Origin of the sequence: Xanthomonas arboricola, from assembly GCF_003353015.1 — a bacterium.
GTDB classification, from domain to species: domain Bacteria; phylum Pseudomonadota; class Gammaproteobacteria; order Xanthomonadales; family Xanthomonadaceae; genus Xanthomonas; species Xanthomonas arboricola_E.
Genome location: NZ_QREM01000010.1, coordinates 24575 through 46256, shown reverse-complemented (window position 1 = coordinate 46256; position 21682 = coordinate 24575). Strand labels below are relative to the sequence as shown.

Here is a 21682-nt window from a genome sequence, read left to right as displayed (position 1 = left end):
CTTGCTACAATCCGCCACTTTTTCCGGGAACCTCCATGTCCAATCGCATCCCACCCAGCCACGATGGCGAGCGCGAACTCTCGCTCGCCACGTTGGCGATCCATGGAGGGCAGTCGCCGGACCCCAGCACCGGGGCGGTGATGCCGCCGATCTACGCGACGTCCACCTATGCGCAGTCCAGCCCGGGCGAGCACCAGGGCTTCGAATATTCGCGCACCCACAATCCCACGCGCTTTGCCTATGAGCGCTGCGTCGCGTCGCTGGAAGGCGGCACGCGCGCGTTCGCGTTCGCTTCCGGCATGGCCGCCACGTCCACGGTGATGGAACTGCTGGACGCCGGCAGCCACGTGGTGGCGATGGACGACCTGTATGGCGGCACCTTCCGCCTGTTCGAGCGCGTGCGTCGCCGCACCGCCGGCCTGGATTTCAGCTTCGTCGACCTGACCGATGCGGCCGCGTTCGAAGCCGCGATCCGCCCCGAGACCAGGATGGTGTGGATCGAAACCCCGACCAACCCGATGCTCAAGCTGGTCGATATCGCGGCCATCGCCGCAATCGCGCGCAAGCACGGCCTGCTGATCGTGGTCGACAACACCTTCGCCTCGCCGATGCTGCAGCGCCCGCTCAACCTGGGCGCCGACATCGTCGTGCACTCGGCCACCAAGTACCTCAACGGCCACTCGGACATGGTCGGCGGCATCGCGGTGGTCGGCGACAACGCCGAACTGGCCGAGCAACTGGCCTTCCTGCAAAACTCCATCGGCGGCGTGCAAGGCCCCTTCGACAGTTTCCTCGCGCTGCGCGGCCTCAAGACCCTGCCGCTGCGCATGCGCGCGCATTGCGAGAACGCGCTGGCGCTGGCGCAATGGCTGGAACCCCACCCCGCGATCGAAAAGGTGATCTACCCCGGGCTGGCCTCGCACCCGCAGCACGCACTGGCCCAGCGCCAGATGTCCGGCTTCGGCGGCATCGTCTCGATCGTCCTCAAGGGCGGCTTCGAGGCGGCCAAGCGTTTTTGCGAGAAGACCGAACTATTCACCCTGGCCGAATCGCTCGGCGGCGTCGAAAGCCTGGTCAACCATCCCGCCGTCATGACGCATGCCTCCATCCCCGTGGCCCGCCGCGACCAGCTTGGCATCAGCGATGCGCTGGTGCGGCTGAGCGTGGGGGTTGAGGATGTGGGGGATCTGCGCGCGGATCTGGAACGTGCCCTTGGGGCGTCCCGTTCTTCATGACTGCGTCGCCGCAACGACAGGACTTCTTCGCTTACTGGCGGAGCGGGCTGGCCGGCCTTCGCCTGCAGTCGTGGGTACGCCAACAGTCCTGGTTGCAGCGTATCTATCGTGTTTTCCCGCAAAGTTGGCGTGACCGCGTGTCTTCCACGCTGTCCGCCCGCTCTTTGGTTCAAACGCGGTTCCAGCGCACGGATGCCTGGGAATTGAATTCAAAAGGTGCTGACGCTTCCTTGCCGATGAACGCTGATTTCTCCGTCGCCCAGAGTCCAGCGGTGGGGATCAACATCGTTGGCTATCTCCGTGGTGAATTCGGGCTGGCGGAGAGCGCAAGGATGTATGCGCGTGCGCTGATCAGCGCGCGCGCTCCCGTGTCGTTGTATGACCTGGACATGGGGCTTCCGCACTCCTGGGACGACCGGAGCCTGGATGGTCTCATCGACCAGCGCATGCCGCACCAGGTGACCGTTGTCTTCGTCAACCCCGACTACCTCGACGCCGCGTTCGAAAAGATCGGCCGGGCCCGCATGGAAGGGCATTACGTCATTGCGTGCTGGTTCTGGGAACTTGAGGTGATTCCGCCAAGTTGGCTGAGTGCCATTGCGCTGGTGGACGAGATCATGGTGGCCTCACGATTCATCGAGGATGCATTCCGCAGCGTCACCGACAAGCCGATCATGCGACTTCCGCTGCCGCTCTCCGATCAGCGCGATAGCGGCTTGCAGCGGCAGGACTTCGGGCTGGATCCGGAAACCTTCGTCTTTCTTTTCACTTTCGATTTCCATTCCTTCGTCGCCCGAAAGAATCCCCAGGCCGTGGTCAATGCATTCAGGCATGCGTTTCCCGATGGCCGTGACGATGTGTGTCTGGTCCTGAAGTCAAGCAATGGGCATATGTACCCCGAACAGATGGCGGAACTCCTGAGCCTGGTCGCGGCTGACAAGCGGATCCTGCTGCGGGACGAGGTGATCGACAGGATGCACGTGCGCGCGCTGCAGCGATGCTGCGATGTGTATGTATCGCTGCATCGGGCCGAAGGCTTCGGGTTGGGGCTTGCCGAGTGCATGTCACTCGGCAAGCCGGTCATTGCAACGGGCTGGTCGGGAAACATGGAGTTCATGACGGACAGCAACTCCTGCCTCGTAGACTACGACCTTGTGCCGGTTGCGGGCCGATATCCGGAGTCGGATGGCGCGCGCTGGGCAGAGCCGCGCATCGCATCTGCCGCAGCTGCGATGCGTCGGCTTGCGGACGACCCGTCACAGGCGCGGCGGCTGGGCGAAGCAGCCAGGGCCGATATCTGCGCAAGGCTTGCTCCCCGAAGCGTAGCGGAGCATCTGCTGGCAAGGGCTGCGAAGGTGGTCGCGTCAGCGCACTGACGGTGACTGTTTTTGTCGATCCTGCGATGTAGCGATTTGGTTACCCCGCTTCACCAAAGTAGTGAACACTTTCAGAGGTAGCAACGTTGGACATGATCCGGTCCGTATGGGCTTTTCGATACTTCATCCTGTCGTCGATCAGGAATGACCTGCGTCTGCGCTTCCTGCGCAGCAAGCTCGGCGCACTGTGGATGATCATCCACCCGCTCATGCAGGTGCTGATCTTTGCGACGATTCTTTCCGAGGTGCTGGCCGCGAAGCTGCCAGGCGTCAACAACAAGTTCGCCTATGCACTCTATCTGATGGCTGGAACCCTCTGCTGGAGCATGTTTGCCGAGTGCATTGGCAAATGTGCTTCATTGTTCGTGGATAACGGCAACCTGATGAAGAAGCAGGCGTTTCCTCGTATCTGCCTGCCGCTCATCGCCGGCGGTACCGTCATGGTCAACAACCTGTTGCTGTTCCTGGCGATCATCGTCGTGTTTGCCGTGTTGGGTCACACGTTGGGGCCGCAGGCGGGGTGGCTTCCGCTGCTGATGCTGCTGACGTTGGCGTTCGCGATGTCGATCGGATTGCTGTTGGGGGTCTTCAATGTGTTCGTACGCGATATCGGCCAGGTCGTGCCGGTCGTCCTGCAGGCATTGTTCTGGGTGACCCCGATCGTTTACACCATTGACATCCTTCCCGCGCAGACCCAGGAACTCTTCAAGCTCAACCCCTTGTTCCCGCTGGTCAGCGCATATCAGGGGGTCCTTCTTTACGGACGTTCCCCGGCGTGGATCGAGCTCGTCCCTCTCATGCTGGCGACCCTCGTCCTGTGCGCGTTGTCGTTGGTCATTTTTCGCCGCGCGAGTGCCGAAATGGTGGATGCCCTATGAGCCCTGTATTGATGGTTGAGGGGCTTGGGAAGTCCTACCGTGTCTGGGGTAGCGAGTGGCTACGCGCTGCCAGCTGGTTCGGCTTGAAGGTCAAGCCGCGAGAAGAGCATTGGGTTTTGCGGAATGTCGGGTTCTCGGTCGCTCCGGGTGAGTCGATCGGAATCATGGGGCGCAATGGCGCCGGAAAGAGCACATTGCTCAAGCTGATCACCGGTACGTCGCAACCCACCGAAGGACGCATTGTCCGGCATGGCCGTATCGCTGCGATTCTTGAGCTCGGCATGGGTTTCAATCCGGACCTGAGTGGCCGGGAGAATGCCAGACATTCTGCCGGGCTCATGGGGTACACATTGGAACAAATCGACAAGGTGTTGCCCGAGATACAGGAGTTTGCCGAGATCGGAGAATACTTCGATGAACCGGTACGCACCTACTCAAGCGGTATGCAGGTACGCGTCGCCTTTGCGGTGGCCACCGCGTTTCGTCCCGACGTACTCATCGTCGACGAAGCATTGTCGGTGGGCGACGCGTATTTCCAGGCCAAGTGCTTCAAGCGCATCCAGTCTTACAAGGACGAGGGAATGACGCTCATCCTCGTCAGTCACGCGGTCGGAGATGTCGTCAAACACTGCGATCGTGCCATTTTGATCAAGGACGGTAGCGTGCACGCCGATGGTCCGTCCCGCGAGGTCTCGAACCTGTATCTCGATGAGCTATTTGGCAAAAAGCCCGTCTCGCTTCAAGCGGAGGCCAAGGAAACCCCGAAGGAGTTCCGCACCGGCAGCGAAGACGTGTTCCATACCAGGCCGTATTACAATGCGTCCGAGCATCGCTGGGGGCAGGGCGGTGCCCGAATTCTGGACTACGTGGTTTCCAGCGACGGTCAGGAATTTCCCGCGCGCGTGGAAAGCGGCTCGAGGACGACGTTCTACGTCAAGATCGCATTCGATCGGGATTTCGACAACGTGGTCCCCGGTATCCTGGTGAAAACGCTTGAAGGACTGTTTCTTTACGGAACCAATTCCTTTCTTTCCAGCGAGGGTCGTACCGGGATTGCGGCTAAGGCAGGAGACGTGATTGTCTGCAAGTTCAGCATGCCTCTTGACCTGAACGAAGCGAATTACCTGATTTCGCTCGGCATCTCCAGTGGAGATCCGCTGGTGGAACTGACGCCGCTGGATCGGCGCTACGATGCCATCGTGCTGAACGTGGCCAGAGGAATGCAGTTTTGGGGAATGATGGACCTGAAGGCCGATTTCGAGATCGTTGAGGCCTTGTCATGACGGCGGCAGAATTTCATATCAATTCAAAGAGCGAACAGTCATGACCGAGCCACTGAGTATGGGGGCCCTTGTTGCAGCCCTGCCCGAGAAGTATCAGCCGATTTTCGCGCATCCTGAACTGTCCGATGGCAGCTCGCGTGGTTGCGAGGATAGGTTGCTGTTGATTCGCCAGTGTGCCCAGCGCCTTCAGGCTGCGCTCGGGCGTCCGCTGCGCGTGCTGGATCTCGGCTGTGCGCAGGGCTTCTTCTCGTTGAACCTGGCGGCCGACGGCCACACGGTGCACGGAGTGGACTTTCTCGATCTCAATGTAAATGTGTGCAAAGCGCTGGCTGCCGAAAATCCTTCGTTTGCAGCGAGCTTTGAGCACGGTACTGTCGAGGACGTGATAGATCGGCTTGAACCGGGTCAGTACGATCTGGTCCTCGGGCTCAGCGTCTTCCATCATCTCGTACACGCCCGAGGCAGCCTGAGCGTATCGGAACTGTGTCGCAAGCTTTCGGAAAAGACCGCTGCGGGCGTGTTTGAACTCGCCTTGCATGAGGAGCAGCTTTACTGGGCACCATCGTTACCGCAGGATCCTGCCGAAATCCTATCCAGTTATGCGTTCCTGCGCCTGACTGGATAGGATTTCGGCAGGATCCTGNCGTCTTCCATCATCTCGTACACGCCCGAGGCATCCTGAGCGTATCGGAACTGTGTCGCAAGCTTTCGGAAAAGACCGCTGCGGGCGTGTTTGAACTCGCCTTGCATGAGGAGCCGCTTTACTGGGCACCATCGTTACCGCAGGATCCTGCCGAAATCCTATCCAGTTATGCGTTCCTGCGCCTGCTTTCGCGGCAGGAGACGCACCTTTCGGCAGTGTCAAGGCCGCTCTATTTCGCGAGCAGCCAGTTCTGGTATGTGGACGGAATTATCGGCGATTTCACGTCCTGGACAGCCGAGTCGCACGCGCATGGGCGGGGCACGCACCTGCAGTCGCGTCGCTATTACTTCGGGGCACAGGTTTTCGTAAAAAGAATGACGCTGGGCGTTGAAGATCGCGCAGAGATCAATTTGCGCGAATTCGTCAATGAAGTGGAGTTTCTAAGCAATCCACCACTCGGCTATCCGGCTCCGCGCCTGATTGCGTCGCTGAACGATTCCAGGGATTTGTTTCTTGCCAGGTCCATGACGGATGGGCAGCTTCTTTCCCAGGCGATCGACGATGGTTCGTCTTATGACGCCGATGAGATAATCGCGCAGATTCTTGAGCAGCTTGTGTTGCTTGAGCGCGCCGGGTTGTATCACAACGACGTGCTCTGCTGGAATATCCTCATCACGTCGGAAATGCGTGCTTTACTGATCGATTACGGCGCGATCTCGACCAACGCCGCGGACTGCTCTTGGCTTGAGGATCTGCTGTTTTCCTTCCTGATCACGGTCAAGGAGATTCTTGAACGTCGGGTTGTTTCCTCCAGTCCGAGCCGTGAGCCTGCGCTGGATTTCACGACACTGCCCGCCCGCTACTGCAATGCGTTCGTAGCGCTATTTGGGCAAAATCGTTCCCAGTTGACGTTCGCACTGCTGCAGCAGTGTCTCCAACAAGCCGATGCCGCGCCGGCCCCGCTTCCCGAGTGGGCATCGATTTACCAACGTCTGCATAACGCGCTGCTCGTTTACAACGCGCGGCTGAGCGCGGTGCATGCCGAGACGGAGCATCATCGGGTTGAGCTTGCCGCACGCGGCGCGGCGATCGAGCATTTTCGTGAGAACGCATCGAAGGAACAGGGGCGCATCCAGTTGCTTGAACAGCAAGTTGCCGCTTCCGAAAGCAGGTGCCAGCGACTTGAGGAGGATAGCGAGAAACTGGCAGCCTGGGCCAAAGGACTCGAAGCTCAAGCGATTGCATCTAACCGTGAGAGCGAAGCGTCGGCCGCGCGCGCTTCCGGGCTGGAATCAGACAACGCTGCAGTTGCGGCACGCATCGCCGAACTTGAGCAAGGGGTAGAAGAGCGCCACCGTGCGCGGGAGCTGAGCGAGCCGCTGGCAGCACGTGCTGCCGAGCTGGAATCTGGCAAGGCTGTACTCGCAGCCAGGATCGCAGAGTTTGAGCAAGCGCTTGAGGAGCGCCAGCGTACGCGCGAGTTGTCCGAGTCGCTAGCCGCACATACTGCCGAGCTGGAATCTGACAAGGCTGTACTTGCAGCCAGGATCGCAGAGCTTGAGCAAGCGCTTGAGGAGCGCCAGCGTGCGCGCGAGTTGTCCGAGNACTGCCGAGCTGGAATCTGACAAGGCTGTACTTGCAGCCAGGATCGCAGAGCTTGAGCAAGCGCTTGAGGAGCGCCAGCGTGCGCGCGAGTTGTCCGAGTTGCTGGCCGCACGTACCGCCGAACTGGAATCTGACAAGGCTGTACTGGCAGCCAGGATCGCAGAGCTCGAGCAAGAGCTTGAGGAGCGCCAGCGTGCGCGCGAGTTGTCCGAGCTGTTGGCAGTGGATGTAGCGCGGCTGACCGAAGAGCGCGATGCTGCGAGGACTGATGCGCTNGCTTGAGGAGCGCCAGCGTGCGCGCGAGTTGTCCGAGCTGTTGGCAGTGGATGTAGCGCGGCTGACCGAAGAGCGCGATGCTGCGAGGACTGATGCGCTGGGCATTCAGCGCGTGGTTGAGCAGCAAGAGGCGGCCAACGCCGCCTTGCAGGCTCGGGTTGCCGCACAGCAGCAAAAAATTTCCCAGCTCGAAAACTCAAGCGAGCAGGATAGAAACCGATTGAAGGAGTTGCAGGCCGATCTTTCCAGAAGCATGCAGATCGCTACTGCAGCACGAGAGCACATTCGTGAGCTCGAGTTGGCGGTGGAGGTCCTGGAAGGGCAGATCGACAGCCTTCACGCAAGCCGGTCCTGGCGGATTACGGCGCCGCTTCGGTTGCTCACCACGCGGGTACTGAAACGTGGCGACGGCAATGTTGCGATTATCCGTAACGCGCCAGTCCCACAGCTGGAGGACGTGACCACCCTTGATGGTTCGGTGCCGACTCCGGCAGAAGCTGCAATGGACCAGCGTGTTGCCGCGGTCGATCAGCTGGGTAGTCGTATCCGCAAGTCACGTAAATAATGCAGAGGAAGTTAACGTTGTGGTAAGGACATCATGTAGGGGGTTTGGGTCGTGAAAAGGGTCATCGTACTCGGTGCGCAGGTACCGTTTATCAGGGGAGGGGCGGAGTTTCTGAATGAGGAGCTGGTCCGTCAGATCAATCTGTGGGGTAAGCAACGCCAGGTCGTCGCCGAACTGGTGCAGCTGCCGTATCGCTGGTACCCGGAAACGGAGATCCTTTCCTCCGCATTGGCGTGGCGGTTACTGGATCTGAATGAGAGTAACGGGCAGAAGATCGACCTGTGCATTTGTACCAAGTTTCCAACATACGCTGCCTCGCATGCGAACAAGACGCTCTGGCTGGTGCATCAGCACAGGGTACTTTACGATCTGGAGCGCACTCGTTTTGATTTCCCCCATCTGAACTCGCGGGATGTGGCGTTGCGCGACGCCTTGCGCGCTTCAGACACGCAACTGTTGTCGGACATCGAATCGCGCTACACCATCTCGCAGACCGTGACCGAGAGGCTTCAGCAGTTCAACGGTCTTTCTTCGCAGGTTCTGTATCCTCCATCCAAACTGGCCCCGTTGATCACATCTGGTGACTACGGCGATTATATTTTGTGCATCGGCCGACTCGAGTCGATGAAGCGGCCCGACCTGCTGATTCGCGCAGCGGCACACGTGTCAAAAGCCAAAGTCGTCATAGCGGGCACAGGAGCCAGTGATTACGCGCTCTCCCTGGCACCGCTGGTGCATGAGCTGGGGCTCCAGGACAGGGTGGAACTGACTGGCTTTGTCGAAGATGAGAAATTGCTCGCGTTGATCGCGAATTGCAGGGCCGTTTTCTACTCTCCCGTTGACGAAGACTACGGATTCGCAACCCTGGAGGCATTTGCGGCGCATAAGCCTGTCATTACTGTTGACGACAGCGGCGAAGTCGGAAGGATTGTGAAAGCCACCGGAAGTGGGTGGGTCACCGGTCCCACGGCAGAGGAAATCGCGCAGAGTATCGGGGATTGCTACGCACGAACCGGTGCGCAACTACGTTCGCTTGCCGATGAAGGTTACCGCCTCAGCACCTCGATTACATGGGATCGCGTGATACGCGAGCTCGTGGAGGAAAGGATTTGAACACGCGTTTCCGTATTGCCATGGTCGGGCCACTGCCCCCCGAGCATTCCGGCATTGCCGAGTATTCGGCCGGGCTGGTGGAACTGCTGCGCGCGCGCGGCATGCAGGTGGACACGGTGGTTCGCGGTGACGTGGAGCGTATGGGAGCCCAGAAGGTTGTTGATGGGTTGCTCGAAGCGGATGCCGTTGTGTACCAGATGGGAAATCATCCCGCCTTCCATGGATGGATGCTTCCACTCATGGCGTGTGTTCCCGGTGTTGTTCACCTTCATGATCTGGTGCTGCACCACATGGTGGCGGGCGTACTGAGTGACGAGGCACTGCTCGGCGACGGGTATGCGCGGGTGCTGGAACAATGGCACTCCGCTTCCGAAGTGAAGAACGCAACGCTTGCGCTGCGCTACGGTTCTCCGATCTGGGGCCGCGACGACATCGTGCATTACCCGCTTCATCAGGTGGCGACGAAATTCGCGCTCGAGGTGGTCGTGCATTCCAGCTACACGGCTGAAAGGGTTGCCAAGGAGTTTCCCTGGTTGCCTGTTACGGTCATCCCCCAGCTCTATCCTGTCGCCGCGCGGCATCGGGTGCGCGATCGTCTCAGCACTATCGCGGTGATGGGCGGTGGGCAGGTGAATCGCAGGTTCGACTGGATCGTTGAGGCGTTGTTGCAGGTCGAGCCCGAGTTGACTCACCCGCTTTCTCTCGAGATAGCCGGTGTGGTCGAACCTGCCGTGCAGCTACAGCTGGAGCGTCTTTCGGGCTTGCAGAACGTGCGACTGGTCAATCATGGTCGCATCGACGATGAGCAATTTCGCAGTGTGTTCGAGCGTGCCGACCTGATGATCGCACTTCGCCAACCGACCATGGGCGAAGCATCCGCGGTCGTGTCGAAGGCGTTGCAGGCGGGCCTGCCCGTCGTGGTATCGGATCAGGGCTGGTACGCAGAACTGCCGTCCTGCGTCAGGAAAGTGCCTCCCACTTCAGAATGTCCAGAGGTTCTTGGCCGTCTGTTGCAGCACTTTGCACTGGATTCTGCAGCGTACTCGCGTTGGGCAGAAGAATGTGGTGATCAGGCCGGTCGCCCGGAGCTTGACCCATACGGTGCTACCGACCGCTATGTGAAGCTGTTGAAATCCAACCGTGTCTTTTCCGATTTCAGGGATCGCGTCGCCGAAGCCTTGGTCGATCTCAAGATCGACCTTGATTCTCCGCTGTCGAGCGAAGTTCAGAGGATCGATGTCCGCAGTACGCTGCGTGGTGACCGGTGGGTCGATTCTGCGCTCAAGGCCTTATCCGAGCGCCAGGTCGACGCGCACGGACAAATGGTCTTCGCCACGGTCGAGCCGTACCCTTATACTGAGGCCTTGCCGGTCGAAGCATGTCAGGGAGGGGCGGCACTGATCGAAACCGATCTTGGCGTGGCGGAGCCCTCCAGCGAGGTCACCGTAAGGCTGATGCTGAACAATACCAGCGGGTTTCCGTGGCTCAGTCCGCCCGGCCACTCGGTGATGCCGTTCGGCATTTACATCGGATATTACTGGCGCTCCGTTGCTGCACCGCTGCAGCAGGTGGAGCAGCCGCGCCAATGGATCGACGAGCCAATCGAGCCAGCTTCGTGTCGCGAACAGGTCATCTCGCTTCGCGTGCCGGATGCAGTTGGTGAGTATGAATTGGAAATCGATCTCGTCCAGGAATCTGTTTGCTGGTTCAAAAGTCGGGGGTTTGTACCAGCCCGGCTGCTCGTACGTGTAGAAGCCACTCAATCATGAGGGCACATTCATCCAACCCAGGTCCTAACGCATGAAATCTTTTGTGAAAACCCCCGTCTCTCTGGGCACTGTCGCCATCCTGGCGACTGTCATCACCCTTGCTGGTTGCTCCAAGTCGCCTGAGGCAGACCAGCCGGTAACCGCCGCACCTCAACCGGCTGCTCCGGCCTCCGAAGCACCCGGTATGACGACCCCCCTGACGCAGGAGCAAGTAGGGGCTCGCTATGCCATCGTCTCGGACCCTGTGGTCGCCAATAATGGCGAGGTGATACGAACCGTTGTGTCGGTCACCAACGCTGGCAAGGAAACGCTGAGTTCGAAGGGCACCTTGCCGGTCAACCTCGCAATCTCGCTGGTAGACAGTTCCGGCACTGTATCGGCGAAGGATTTCGTACGCGCTCCGCTTCCCGCTGATGGGATCCCTGCCGGTGCCTCCGCCGAGGTGATCGCCGAGGTGCCTGCCCAGGCAGTGGTCGGAAAGAGCCTGCGATTCGGGCTGGTACAGGAGGGCGTTGCCTGGTTCAGCGATTTCAAGATCGAGCCGCTCGACTACGGCCCGTTCACCAGCTGTGCCGATCAGGGCAAGCAGACCCTATGCGGTGTGGGTGGGAAGCCGCTGTCAACGCGTTGAGCTGCACCGCGCTTCGGGAACATCCCGATCCTGCATCGGCTCAAAGCCGGAACCAATACGTAAACAAGAGAATGTGTTGATGAAAACTGCGTTGATTACTGGAATCTCGGGTCAAGACGGCGCTTACCTGGCAGAACTGCTGTTGGACAAGGGCTACCGCGTATTCGGCACGTATCGCCGGACGAGTTCGGTCAATTTCTGGCGGATCGAAGAGCTTGGAATTGCAGCCCACCCGAACCTCAATCTGATCGAATACGATCTGACGGATCTAGGGTCGAGCATCCGCATGCTTGAAAGCACCGGAGCCACCGAGGTCTACAATCTGGCGGCCCAGAGCTTTGTGGGCGTGTCTTTCGATCAGCCGACCACAACGGCGCAGATCACCGGTATCGGTCCGGTCCACCTGCTGGAGGCGATCCGTCAGGTGAACCGCGATATCCGCTTCTACCAGGCTTCGACGTCGGAGATGTTCGGCAAGGTGCAGGCGGTCCCGCAGATCGAAAGCACGCCGTTCTATCCCCGCAGCCCCTACGGCGTCGCCAAGCTCTACGCGCACTGGATGACGGTGAACTACCGCGAGAGTTACGACATCTTTGGCTGCAGCGGCATCCTGTTCAATCACGAAAGTCCATTGCGTGGACGCGAATTCGTGACGCGCAAGATCACCGACTCGGTGGCCAAGATCAAGCTCGGGCTGCTGGACTGCATGGAGTTGGGCAACCTGGACGCCAAGCGTGACTGGGGCTTTGCGCGCGAGTATGTGGAAGGTATGTGGCGGATGCTGCAGGCCGAGGAGCCGGATACTTTCGTGCTCGCAACCAATCGCACCGAGACCGTGCGCGATTTCGTCAGCATGGCGTTCAAGGGCGCGGGCATCGACGTCGAGTTCCGTGGACAGGACGCTGAAGAGACTGCGGTGGATACTGCCACCGGCAAGGTGGTCATGCGCATCAATCCGAAGTTCCACCGCCCTGCAGAAGTGGAGCTGCTGATCGGCGATCCCGAAAAGGCGGCCCGCATCCTCGGCTGGAAGCCTGAGACCACGCTGGAGCAGCTGTGCCAGATGATGGTCTAGGCCGATCTGAAGAGGAACGAGCGTGGCTTCTCATTCTGAGCTGACGGGCAAGCGGGTTCTGATCAGCGGAGCGTCCGGGTTCACCGGGCGCTACATGACCCAGCAGCTCAAGGAACAGGGCTGTACGGTCATTGGCGTCGGCACGCGTTCGGACGCTGCCGGCACGGGCAGCACCGACGAGTTCTGGCCGATGGATCTGCGCGACGCTGCCGACGTCGCTCGCGCCGTTGCACAGGCCCAAGCCGACTACGTTGTGCATCTGGCAGCAGTGGCCTTTGTCGGTCATGGGGATGCCGACGATTTTTACCGCGTCAATCTGCTCGGCACGCGTAACCTGCTGCAGGCGCTGGCCGCAAGCCAACACCGCCCGGAGAGGGTGTTGATCGCGAGCAGTGCCAATGTCTATGGTAATGCAACCGAGGGCGTGATCGACGAGTCGGTCACGCCCGCGCCCGCGAACGACTACGCGGTGAGCAAGCTCGCCATGGAATATGTCGCCAGCTTGTGGCGCGAGCGCCTGCCCCTGGTGATTGCCCGCCCCTTCAACTATACCGGGGTCGGTCAGGCGACCAACTTCCTGATCCCCAAGATCGTTTCCCATTTCGCATCGCGTGCCTCTTCCATCGAGTTGGGCAACACCGAAGTGTGGCGCGATTTTGGCGATGTCAGGTCGGTCGTGCTGGCTTACCGCAAGCTCCTGCAGGCGCCAGCGGCCGAAGGGCAGATCGTCAATGTGTGTTCGGGTGTCGCCAGTTCGCTAGGGGACATCATCAGGATCTGCTCGAAAATCACCGGCCACGACATCGACGTCCTGGTGAACCCCGCGTTCGTTCGGGAGAACGAGGTCAAGAAGTTGCTTGGCAGCAATGCCAGATTGCAGGAGCTGATCGGCGATTGGCAGAGTCTTGCGCTGGAGGACACGCTGCGTTGGATGCTTGAAGCCGCCAGCGCTGAGCAGTGAGCGCAATCCAAGGGCATTGAGAGCAACGAGCTTCGGCTGGAAAATTCAGCCGAAGCTCGCTCCGGATGCCTGGCGGTGTTTTTGTTCAGCGTTATTGTAAAGGCTGACGCACCAGCAGTTGCAGGAAACCGTGGCAGGTGACAGCGGCGATTGACGCGCTGGCGATTGGGATTCCCGGCGGCTTACCGGCCGCAATCGGACTTGCAAATTTCAAGACTGGTCAGCCCGAAGGCAAGCAGCCGCTGGTCCGCAGACATGCCTACCTGCGCGGGAGAGACCGGTGTTTCGTAGCTAAGAACCAGATGCACCACTTCACCAGGCTGGCGGGTCGTGACCGGAATCCGTAGTTCCAGTGGCACCGCTTGTCCTGCAGTGATGCGCGTGTCGAGCGCCTGGACGCCGTTGACCGTGGCACGGATGCGCAGCGCTTGCTGGGGGCCGGGCAGAAACGGGTTGCCGCGCAGAATCACCGTTGTCTTGCCGACGGTCGTTGAGTTGACACGGTAGCGCAGCGTCGAGCTTGTGCCTTCCGACCAGACACCCCATGCCTCGTCGGACGACCAGCCTTGCGTGAGCAAGCTGCGGAGCGTGGGCAGCGTAATGCTGGCATCTGCAGCGGGCTCGGTGACCACGGCGTCCTTGGCCGCATCGGCGCTTGCAGGCTTGGCACCACCTGGCAGACGGAAGACCACAACAGCGCCATCTTCGCGCGTCATCGCCGGCGGCGCGCCAACGGCCTGGGTCCATTCAGCGATGACCTGCGCTCCTTGGTCAGCGTAGCCGCGCTTGTCGATGTAGACAGCGTCGAAGCCGAATCGACCGATCGCCTTGAGCTGTGCGGCGGCGGGTTGGGTTTCCAGATTCCGGTAGAACAGGTCGCCCTCACGGCCCTTCATGCCTGCGTAGCTCCACTTCAGGTGCTGCGAGTGCACGAATCCCACCGCAAGGTCATATGCGTGCAAGGCATTCTTGGGCGGCACTTCCGGAAACGGCATATAGGGCAACTGGTAAACGGCTGCACCGACAGGCAGGGCAGCTTCAATGCTGCGGATGAAACGTTTGTCTTGCTCGTACGCAGTGCGCGCGCTGGATTGACACGGGCCGCACACCGCCGAGGTCTGGTCCCAGATGCCGAAGACCAGCATGCCGGCGGCAGCGATCGAGGCGATGGTCATGCGGTGCCGACGCCCCACCTTGTCAGACAGCATCTGCACGGCGATGGCTACCGCAGCGAGGGCGCTGAACGTGATGAAGATGCTGGCCCGGTTCCAGCCGCGGATGGAGGGCGATACGACGTGCGCGAAGAGTGAGCCAAGCCCGCCGATGGTCATGAATGACAGAAGGACGCCGGAGAGAATCGCCAACAGGGCAATGCGTTCTTCATTGCGCCGCTCGGACAGGCGCGCGAATGCGACCAGCGCGAGGATGACAAGACCGATGGAACCGATCAGGCCCAGGGAGGCGGTCGTGTTCTCGTTGATCAACGGTGTGCTGGCCATGTAGCTGGCCGTCACATTGGCCAGCTTGGGTAGCCTGTGGTCGGGGCGCGGCAGGATCAACTGCATCAACTTCACGCCGTAGATCTCGGACTCTGCCGGAGCGCGGGCAGCGACTTCCGGATTGTGACCGTTGATCCGCTCGTTGATCACGTTGGGTGCGACATTTGCCAGCGTACCAAGCGCGAGGAAGAAAATGACGGGTGCTGCGAGGCGGGTGATGGACGCCCAGTTCTTCTGGAACAACGCCATGAGGCAGGCCGTTCCAATCAGGATCAGGCCGAATGCCGTGTAGTAGACGCCGAAACAACTCAGGACCAGGTACAGCGCAGCAAGCGCGATCTTGCGTGATGGCCGGGCGCTCCAGAAATCCAGCGATACGTCGGCGCGTGCAATCCGGATCGCAAGCATGAAGTAGATCGGGATCCCGAAATACCAGGTGTAGAAGATGTGCTGCAACCGCAGGAAATGGAACGGCGCCAGCGTAAAGAGCATGGCAGTGGTAAAGGACAGCGAACGACCGACACGCAGCCAGCGCATCACCCAATATGCCGTCAGAAAGTTCGCGGCAAAGCCCAACAGGAAGAACAGATTGAGTGCCGCGGCACTGCTGCCGGTCAGCATGCCGGCAAGCTTCAGGAACAGGAAGCTGCCGGAATCTGCTCCGGGGTAATCCAGGAAAGAGGAGCCGAATGGGAAGCCGCTACGGGCATTCTCGAAGATCCATCCTTCCATCGCCCGCTGTGTCAGCCAGAGGCTGCTCAAGGCGTCGCCGCTGTACGAGAGTGGGTAGTCCAGCACGGGCAACAGGCCCGCCCGCCAGCCGACGAGCAGGACGCTGCCTGCCACGACGGACAGAACGGCGCCAAGCAGCAGGGGCAGCCATTCGGCCTTGATGAGGGGACGGGCCGGCGTCGTAGGAGGAAGTAGGGTGCTCATGTAATCCACAGGTCAAGAATGGATGCGCTGCGCCATCAGGGGCTGCAGGCAGGCGTGAGGTGGGGTGACGTTCTGCGCCGCGTCTGGCTCAGCCCTGAGAGGAGTCTGGCTTGGGAGCCTGCAACAACAACTTGCTCAGGATGAACGACACCGGCAGCGTGACAACGATAGAGATCAGCGGGCCGACAGCCGCCGGCACGCCCAGATGCCCTACGCTGAATTTCAGCGCCAAGGCCCCAAGTGCGTAGGTCACAAGGTAGATGAGCGGAAACGCCGCAAACTTCAACCAACTGTGTTCAGCGCGAAAGACATAACGGGTGTTGATCAGGTAACTGAGCAGGATGCCTGCACAGAAACTCGCAAGATAAGCCCACTGATAATGCACAAAGCGGAGGAGCACCCAGTACAGCACCAGAGTCAGGCCCGTGTTGAGTGCCCCGCCCAGCAGGAAGCGCAGCGCTACGGAGACCAATGGCCGATGCCGCCCGAGCAGGGCATCGGCCTGTGAGGACTCATCCGGCTGCATTCGCCAGACTCTTGAAGTCAGCGTAATCGCGAATGTATTCGTCTGAATCGTAGGGCTCGGAAGCAAACACCAGGAGAACAGCGTCCTTCGAGTACTTGTATTGGGTGCCCCAGATCATCGGCGGCAGGTGGATGCCCTGGTTCGGCGAGTTGAGTTCGACGTCGATACGGCGGGTGCCGTCATCTGCAAGGACTCTGACCGAACCGGAGACACAGATCAGGAACTGATGGCAGCGCTTGTGCGCATGTTCGCCACGGGTCTCCTGGGTGGGGACGCCGTAAACCAGGAAATACCGTCTTGCATTGAAAGGCAGGAAACTATCGAAATCTCCCACGGAGAGCGAGCCACGCATGTCGGCGAAACTGGGCATCCGGTACAGCTTGACGCCCGGAACGGCAGTGTCGGTGATTCCCTGGTCAACCGGCAATGCGGCAGGCTGGTTTGCGTCCTTGTCGGAAACGTAGCCGACAATGCGTGCGGGATTGCCAACCACAATGGCATTGGGTGGCACAGAGCGCGTAACGACTGCGCCAGCGCCGATCATCGCACCACTGCCGATGGTGGTGCCGGCCAGGATGGTTGCATTGGCGCCAATCGAGGCGCCCGACTCGACCACGGTGCCGAGGAATTTCTCGGGATACACCCTGCTGCGCGGGAACAGGTCGTTGGTGAAGGTTGCGTTCGGCCCTACGAAAACGTCGTCGCCCAAACGCACGCCGTCCCACAGTTGCACGCCGCATTTGACGGTGACGCGGTCACCTACGACGACATCGGATTCAACGAACACGCCGTCGCAGATATTGCAGTCGCGGCCTAGGCGCGCTCCGGGAAGCACGTGCGCGAATGCCCAGACGCGGGTGCCCTCGCCGATGTTCTCGCTCTCGCAAAGGGCATTGGGATGCACGAAATAACTCACGGTTTATCCTTTTTGAAGTTTTCGACCGACTGAATGATCGACAGCGGACGTGCCTTGGTATTTTCGAACGCATGCCAGGCGTAGGTACCCACGATACCCAGGCCCAATGAATTGAGCGCGCCAAAAAAGAGAATGGTCAGGATGGTCAGGGTATAGCCCGGCACTGCGACGAGTCCGGAAAACTTCGCGGCCAGCACCAGCGCACCGAGCAGCGTGGTAAATGCCAGCGCGATCAGGCCCAGCGCCGTCAGCATGCGGACCGGCAGGTCGGTGAACGCAAAGACGCTGTCGGACAGATACCGCAGTTTCTTGCTCAGGGTCCAGGCGCTCTTGCCGTGCTGCCGCTCGCGCCGCTGGTAACTGACGAATTCGCGCTTGCCGCCCAGCCAGAACAGCTGCGCAAGCAGGCTGGAATGGGCTTCGTTCAACAGCAACAGCCGCTCGAGGAAACCACGGCTGACAGCGAAGATATCCACGCCACCCTTGGGAATGTCCTTGATGACCATGCGCCGGTAGGTTGCCCAGAACAAGGTCGACGCCAGCTTCGAGGCTGCCGGATCGCTGCGCGCTTCGCGCACGCCGAAGGCCACGTCATAGCGCTCGCTGGCGTAGCGTTGCCAGAAGTCGATGACCAGCGTTGGGGGTTCCTGCAGATCGGCGGCCATGACCGCCGTCAGCTCCCCGGAGCTGAGCTGCAGCCCGGTACGGATCGCCGGAAATGCGCCGAAGTTGCGGGTCAGCGTTGCCAGTTGCGAACGGAACGCGCAGCCAGGCAGCTTTTCGCGCAGCAGGGCGTAGCTGCGGTCAGGGCTGCCGTCCACCACGAAAACCGCTTCGAAATCCCCACCCACGCTCCGTGCGATGAGGTCGACGGCCTGTAGCAGGTCATTGATCGAACCCTCGTTGCCATAGATCGGAACGACGAGGCTGAGAGAAGGCAATTGCACGTCGCTCAGAACCGGTTGCATGCTTCGATGACCCGGTCGACTTCCGCGTCGGTCAGCTCGGGGAAGCAGGGCAGTGTGGTGACGCGCGCCGCATCGGCTTCCGTGTTTGGCAGTACCACTGAATCAAATGCACCCGCATGGCAGGGCTGACGGTGGTCACACAACGGGTAATGGACTTCCGTCTGCACACCGGCGGCCTGCAAGTGTGCACGCAGTTGCTCACGGTCATCGCAACGCACGACGTACAGATGGGCCACGTTGTCAGCGCCCACCTGCCCGGCTGCTTCGATCCTGGGGTTGGACAGCCCCTGGGCGTAGCGGTTGGCGATCTCCCGGCGACGCTGGTTCCAGCCATCCAGCAGAGGAAGCATGTACCGCAGCATGGCGGCCTGCAGCTCGTCGAGGCGACTGTTGCGGCCACCCCGCAAGCTGTTGGTGTACTTGGCTGTCCATCCGTACTGACGCAGTTGCGCAGCTCTGGCGGCCAGCTCGTCGTCGTTTGTCACGATCGCGCCGCCATCGCCCAGTGCACCCAGATTCTTGGTCGGATAAAAGCTGAAGCAAGCGATATCGCCGAAGCTGCCTGCGCGATGGCCATTTCGCTCCGCGCCGTGGGCCTGGGCGCAGTCTTCCAGGATCTTGATGCCACGCGGTTGGCAAAGCGCGACGATCGCTTCGATGTCGGCAAGTTGGCCATACAGGTGGGTCACGATCACGGCTGCTGGCGCACTGCCGCCAGCGAGCATTGCTTCCAGCGCAGGTACGGACATCAGCCCAGTGCCCGCACCTGTATCGACAAACGCCGGCGAAGCGCCACATGCCAGGACTGCGCTGGTGCCATACATCGCGGCATTCGCAACAACGGCCACCGTATCACCGGGACCGACGCCCAAGGCCTTCAGGGAGAGCTCCAGGGCGTCGGTTCCATTGGCGACGCTGACGCAATGACGGACGCCGCAGTAGCTGGCGAACTCCTGCTCAAAAGCCTTCACGTTCGGACCGAGCACATAGTAGCCGCTTGCGACGATAGTGCTTGCGATCTGAGACAGGGCATCCTGTACGGGCGCGATGTGGCGGGACAACGAGTTGACGGGAATCAGAGCGTCCATGGAATCCGAGGTATCAAGTGATGTGTGGATGGAGTTGAAATGCTGCGGCAGCGATGCACGGCCGAGGAATCTTTGAGCAGAAGGATATCGCGTTCGACCGCTGGTCAGCGGGCAGGCCTGGCCCAGGGGAACAATTGGGGGAGCCGACCTGGCTTGTTTGGTATGGCGCCGGACTTTCGGTGCAGCGCAGGAGGTTTAAACGAACACAAGCGTCGGCCCCGCAATCGATGCCGGCAGTGCATGGGCAGCGCTGGCTGCCAGATCCGCCTCCTTGCAGCGCGGTCTATCGCGTATCCGTCTTCATTCGCAGCACCGGGACTTGTCGACGCACCGGTTCCGGCGACGAGGGGCGACACGGAGCTGACGACTTTCAACCTACGTGTGGCCGGAACCTCGAAGCTCTGCAGGCGCATCTACGGTATCCCGATAAGTGGCGCCAATTATAACGGCACGTGCTGTCGTGGCGGACAGTTTGTCCGCCGCCCCCGCGATCCTGACCGGCGCCGCGCAGCCGATTGGCCACGCGGCGCGCATCGCTGCCTCAGCTCAACGCCTGTTCCAACTCCGGCAACAGCGTGAACAAATCTCCCACCAGCCCGATATCGGCAATCTCGAAGATCGGCGATTCCGGGTCCTTGTTGATCGCAACGATCGTGCCGGCGTCCTTGATGCCGGTCAGATGCTGGATCGCGCCGCTGATGCCGATCGCCACGTACAGCTCGGGCGCGATGATCTTGCCGGTCTGGCCGACCTGCAGCTCGTTGGGCACGTAGCCGGCGTCCACGGCGGCGCGCGAGGCACCGACTGCGGCACCGAGTTTGTCGGCCAGGCTGTAGATGTGCTGGAAGTTCTCGGCCGAGCCGACGCCGCGGCCGCCGGAGACGACGCGCTTGGCGCTCTGCAGGTCCGGGCGGTCGGAGCTGCCCGCGGCCAGGCCGACGAAGCGGGTGTGGGTCGGCAGCGCGGCATCGACAGTGACTGCCTCGATCGTCGCGCTTCCGCCGCCAGCTGCTTCCGGCCAGGAGGCGCTGCGCACGGTGGCAACCACGACCTGGTCGGCCGGCGCTTTCACCGTGATGATCGCATTGCCGGCATAGATCGGGCGCTTGAAGGTATAGGCATCTTCGACTGCCATCAGGTCCGAGACCTGGTTGACGCCCAGCAGCGCGGCCACCACCGGCATCAGGTCCTTGCCGAAGGTGGTCGAGGGGCCGAACACGTGGGTGTAGCCCTGGCCGGCGAGCTGGGCAATTTGCGGCCCCAGCACCTGCGCGACAGCGTGTTCGTTGGCGGCGTTGGTCACGGTCAGCACACGGGTGACCCCTGCCAGCTGCGCGGCCTGGGCCGCAACCGCGGCCGGATCGGCCGCCAGCACGACGATGTCGATGGCCTCGGCCGATACTGCCAGCGCAGCGCTCAGGGTCTTGGCGGTGGCCGCGTTGAGCTGGCCGTTGAGATGTTCGGCAACGATGAGAACCTTGGCCATTACAACAACCCCTTCTGCTTGAGTGCGGCCACCAGTTCGGCGGCGTCCTTGACCATCACGCCGCGGCTGCGCTTGGACGGCGGTGCGTAGTGGGTGGTGGCCAGGCTATCGTGCGCAGCGACGCCGAGATCGGCAAAGGCGAGCGTTTCCAATGGTTTGCTCTTGGCCTTCATGATGTCCGGCAGCTTGATGAAGCGCGGCTCGTTCAGGCGCAGATCGGTGGTGATGACTGCTGGCAGGTCCACTTCCAGGGTTTCCAGGCCGGCGTCCACTTCGCGGGTCACCGTGGCCTTGCCATCGGCGACCACCAGCTTGCCGGCGAAGGTCGCCTGTGGGCGGCCCCACAACGTAGCGAGCATCTGACCGGTCTGGTTGGCGTCGTCGTCGATCGCCTGCTTGCCCAGGATGACCAGGTCCGGCTGTTCCTTCTCGACCAGCTTGAGCAGGGTGCGCGCGGCGGTCAGCGGCTGGATCGCCGCGTCGGTGACCACGTGGATGGCGCGGTTGGCGCCCATGGCAAGACCGTTGCGCAGATGCGCGGCCGCATCGGCCGGGGCCAGGGTGGCGACCACCACCTCGGTGGCGATGCCGGCGTCGCGCAGGCGCAACGCCTCTTCCAGCGCGATTTCGTCGAACGGGTTCGGCGAGAGCTTGACGCCGTCGGTGACCACACCGGAGCCATCGGGCTTGACCTGAATGCGGACGTTGTAGTCCACCACGCGCTTGTAGGCGACGAGGATTTTCATCGTGTACGAGATCCTTCAGCTGTTGCGGGAAGGCCCGGCCGCGGCGGCAGGCTCGGGAGTGCGGGCATTCTAACCGGGCAGGGAGCACCATGCGATGGCGTATGGAT

At 61.1% G+C, this 21682-nt stretch carries 16 protein-coding genes and 2 pseudogenes; 11 read left to right on the top strand and 7 right to left on the bottom strand.

The window, feature by feature from the left end:
- The first annotated feature begins 35 nt into the window (after positions 1–35).
- From C0541_RS17580 to C0541_RS17525, 11 genes and pseudogenes are all read left to right on the top strand, one after another.
- Complete coding sequence (locus tag C0541_RS17580) at positions 36–1235, top strand: cystathionine gamma-synthase (RefSeq protein WP_115050533.1); 1200 nt, start codon at positions 36–38, stop codon at positions 1233–1235.
- The gene (locus tag C0541_RS17575) at positions 1232–2611 is read left to right on the top strand and encodes a glycosyltransferase family 4 protein (RefSeq protein ID WP_115050531.1); all 1380 of its coding nucleotides are present in this window, start codon (positions 1232–1234) and stop codon (positions 2609–2611) included. The genes C0541_RS17580 and C0541_RS17575 overlap by 4 nt, the downstream gene beginning before the upstream one ends.
- Positions 2612–2703: 92 nt before the next feature.
- Entirely contained in the window at positions 2704–3489 is a 786-nt protein-coding gene (locus C0541_RS17570) for an ABC transporter permease (protein WP_161960144.1), read from the top strand.
- A complete protein-coding gene (locus tag C0541_RS17565) occupies positions 3486–4772 on the top strand; it encodes an ABC transporter ATP-binding protein (protein ID WP_115050527.1) in 1287 nt (428 codons plus the stop codon). Before C0541_RS17570 ends, C0541_RS17565 begins: the two co-directional genes overlap by 4 nt.
- A 40-nt stretch (positions 4773–4812) precedes the next feature.
- Positions 4813–5388: pseudogene (locus C0541_RS17560) on the top strand (class I SAM-dependent methyltransferase); the annotation flags it as partial.
- A gap of 29 nt (positions 5389–5417) precedes the next feature.
- A pseudogene (locus tag C0541_RS21790) lies at positions 5418–6810 on the top strand (kinase); the annotation flags it as partial.
- 1102 nt (positions 6811–7912) lie between these two features.
- Positions 7913–8974, top strand: coding sequence for a glycosyltransferase (locus C0541_RS17545; protein ID WP_115050525.1), 1062 nt, complete (start codon positions 7913–7915; stop codon positions 8972–8974).
- 20 nt (positions 8975–8994) lie between these two features.
- Positions 8995–10743 (top strand): glycosyltransferase, encoded by a 1749-nt coding sequence (locus tag C0541_RS17540; RefSeq protein ID WP_115050523.1) that lies wholly within the window; start codon positions 8995–8997, stop codon positions 10741–10743.
- Between the two features lie 31 nt (positions 10744–10774).
- On the top strand, positions 10775–11374 hold the full coding sequence (locus C0541_RS17535) for a glycosyltransferase (protein ID WP_115050521.1): 600 nt from the start codon (positions 10775–10777) through the stop codon (positions 11372–11374).
- A gap of 79 nt (positions 11375–11453) precedes the next feature.
- A complete protein-coding gene (gene gmd, locus C0541_RS17530) occupies positions 11454–12449 on the top strand; it encodes a GDP-mannose 4,6-dehydratase (protein ID WP_115050519.1) in 996 nt (331 codons plus the stop codon).
- Positions 12450–12471: 22 nt separating this feature from the next.
- Entirely contained in the window at positions 12472–13410 is a 939-nt protein-coding gene (locus tag C0541_RS17525) for an NAD-dependent epimerase/dehydratase family protein (RefSeq protein ID WP_115050517.1), read from the top strand.
- 182 nt (positions 13411–13592) lie between these two features.
- Here C0541_RS17525 and C0541_RS17520 read toward each other — a convergent pair whose 3' ends face one another.
- The 7 genes from C0541_RS17520 to C0541_RS17490 form a co-directional block, all read right to left on the bottom strand.
- Entirely contained in the window at positions 13593–15845 is a 2253-nt protein-coding gene (locus tag C0541_RS17520; protein WP_115050515.1) for a sugar translocase, read from the bottom strand.
- A gap of 88 nt (positions 15846–15933) precedes the next feature.
- On the bottom strand, positions 15934–16371 hold the full coding sequence (locus tag C0541_RS17515) for a GtrA family protein (RefSeq protein ID WP_115050513.1): 438 nt from the start codon (positions 16369–16371) through the stop codon (positions 15934–15936).
- Positions 16358–17287 carry a WxcM-like domain-containing protein gene (locus C0541_RS17510; protein ID WP_115050512.1) on the bottom strand — a complete coding sequence of 310 codons (930 nt, stop codon included), beginning with the start codon at positions 17285–17287 and terminating at the stop codon, positions 16358–16360. The genes C0541_RS17515 and C0541_RS17510 overlap by 14 nt, the downstream gene beginning before the upstream one ends.
- Positions 17284–18255 carry a glycosyltransferase family 2 protein gene (locus C0541_RS17505; RefSeq protein WP_115050510.1) on the bottom strand — a complete coding sequence of 324 codons (972 nt, stop codon included), beginning with the start codon at positions 18253–18255 and terminating at the stop codon, positions 17284–17286. The genes C0541_RS17510 and C0541_RS17505 overlap by 4 nt, the downstream gene beginning before the upstream one ends.
- Positions 18240–19343: a DegT/DnrJ/EryC1/StrS family aminotransferase gene (locus C0541_RS17500; RefSeq protein ID WP_115050508.1), complete on the bottom strand. Its 1104-nt coding sequence runs from the start codon at positions 19341–19343 to the stop codon at positions 18240–18242. The genes C0541_RS17505 and C0541_RS17500 overlap by 16 nt, the downstream gene beginning before the upstream one ends.
- 541 nt (positions 19344–19884) lie before the next feature.
- Positions 19885–20829, bottom strand: a complete 945-nt coding sequence (locus C0541_RS17495; RefSeq protein ID WP_115050506.1) for an electron transfer flavoprotein subunit alpha/FixB family protein — start codon at positions 20827–20829, stop codon at positions 19885–19887.
- Entirely contained in the window at positions 20829–21575 is a 747-nt protein-coding gene (locus tag C0541_RS17490; protein ID WP_115050505.1) for an electron transfer flavoprotein subunit beta/FixA family protein, read from the bottom strand. Before C0541_RS17490 ends, C0541_RS17495 begins: the two co-directional genes overlap by 1 nt.
- Between the last annotated feature and the right edge of the window lie 107 nt (positions 21576–21682).

What these genes read in the sequence shown, in the direction of transcription:
- C0541_RS17520 (WP_115050515.1), bottom strand. Translation starts at nt 15,845, where the DNA reads ATGAGCACCCTACTTCCTCCTACGACGCCGGCCCGTCCCCTCATCAAG.
- C0541_RS17565 (WP_115050527.1), top strand. Translation starts at nt 3,486, where the DNA reads ATGAGCCCTGTATTGATGGTTGAGGGGCTTGGGAAGTCCTACCGTGTC.
- C0541_RS17495 (WP_115050506.1), bottom strand. Translation starts at nt 20,829, where the DNA reads ATGGCCAAGGTTCTCATCGTTGCCGAACATCTCAACGGCCAGCTCAAC.
- C0541_RS17580 (WP_115050533.1), top strand. Translation starts at nt 36, where the DNA reads ATGTCCAATCGCATCCCACCCAGCCACGATGGCGAGCGCGAACTCTCG.
- gmd (WP_115050519.1), top strand. Translation starts at nt 11,454, where the DNA reads ATGAAAACTGCGTTGATTACTGGAATCTCGGGTCAAGACGGCGCTTAC.
- C0541_RS17540 (WP_115050523.1), top strand. Translation starts at nt 8,995, where the DNA reads ATGGTCGGGCCACTGCCCCCCGAGCATTCCGGCATTGCCGAGTATTCG.
- C0541_RS17570 (WP_161960144.1), top strand. Translation starts at nt 2,704, where the DNA reads ATGATCCGGTCCGTATGGGCTTTTCGATACTTCATCCTGTCGTCGATC.
- C0541_RS17490 (WP_115050505.1), bottom strand. Translation starts at nt 21,575, where the DNA reads ATGAAAATCCTCGTCGCCTACAAGCGCGTGGTGGACTACAACGTCCGC.
- C0541_RS17575 (WP_115050531.1), top strand. Translation starts at nt 1,232, where the DNA reads ATGACTGCGTCGCCGCAACGACAGGACTTCTTCGCTTACTGGCGGAGC.
- C0541_RS17535 (WP_115050521.1), top strand. Translation starts at nt 10,775, where the DNA reads ATGAAATCTTTTGTGAAAACCCCCGTCTCTCTGGGCACTGTCGCCATC.
- C0541_RS17500 (WP_115050508.1), bottom strand. Translation starts at nt 19,343, where the DNA reads ATGGACGCTCTGATTCCCGTCAACTCGTTGTCCCGCCACATCGCGCCC.
- C0541_RS17515 (WP_115050513.1), bottom strand. Translation starts at nt 16,371, where the DNA reads ATGCAGCCGGATGAGTCCTCACAGGCCGATGCCCTGCTCGGGCGGCAT.
- C0541_RS17505 (WP_115050510.1), bottom strand. Translation starts at nt 18,255, where the DNA reads ATGCAACCGGTTCTGAGCGACGTGCAATTGCCTTCTCTCAGCCTCGTC.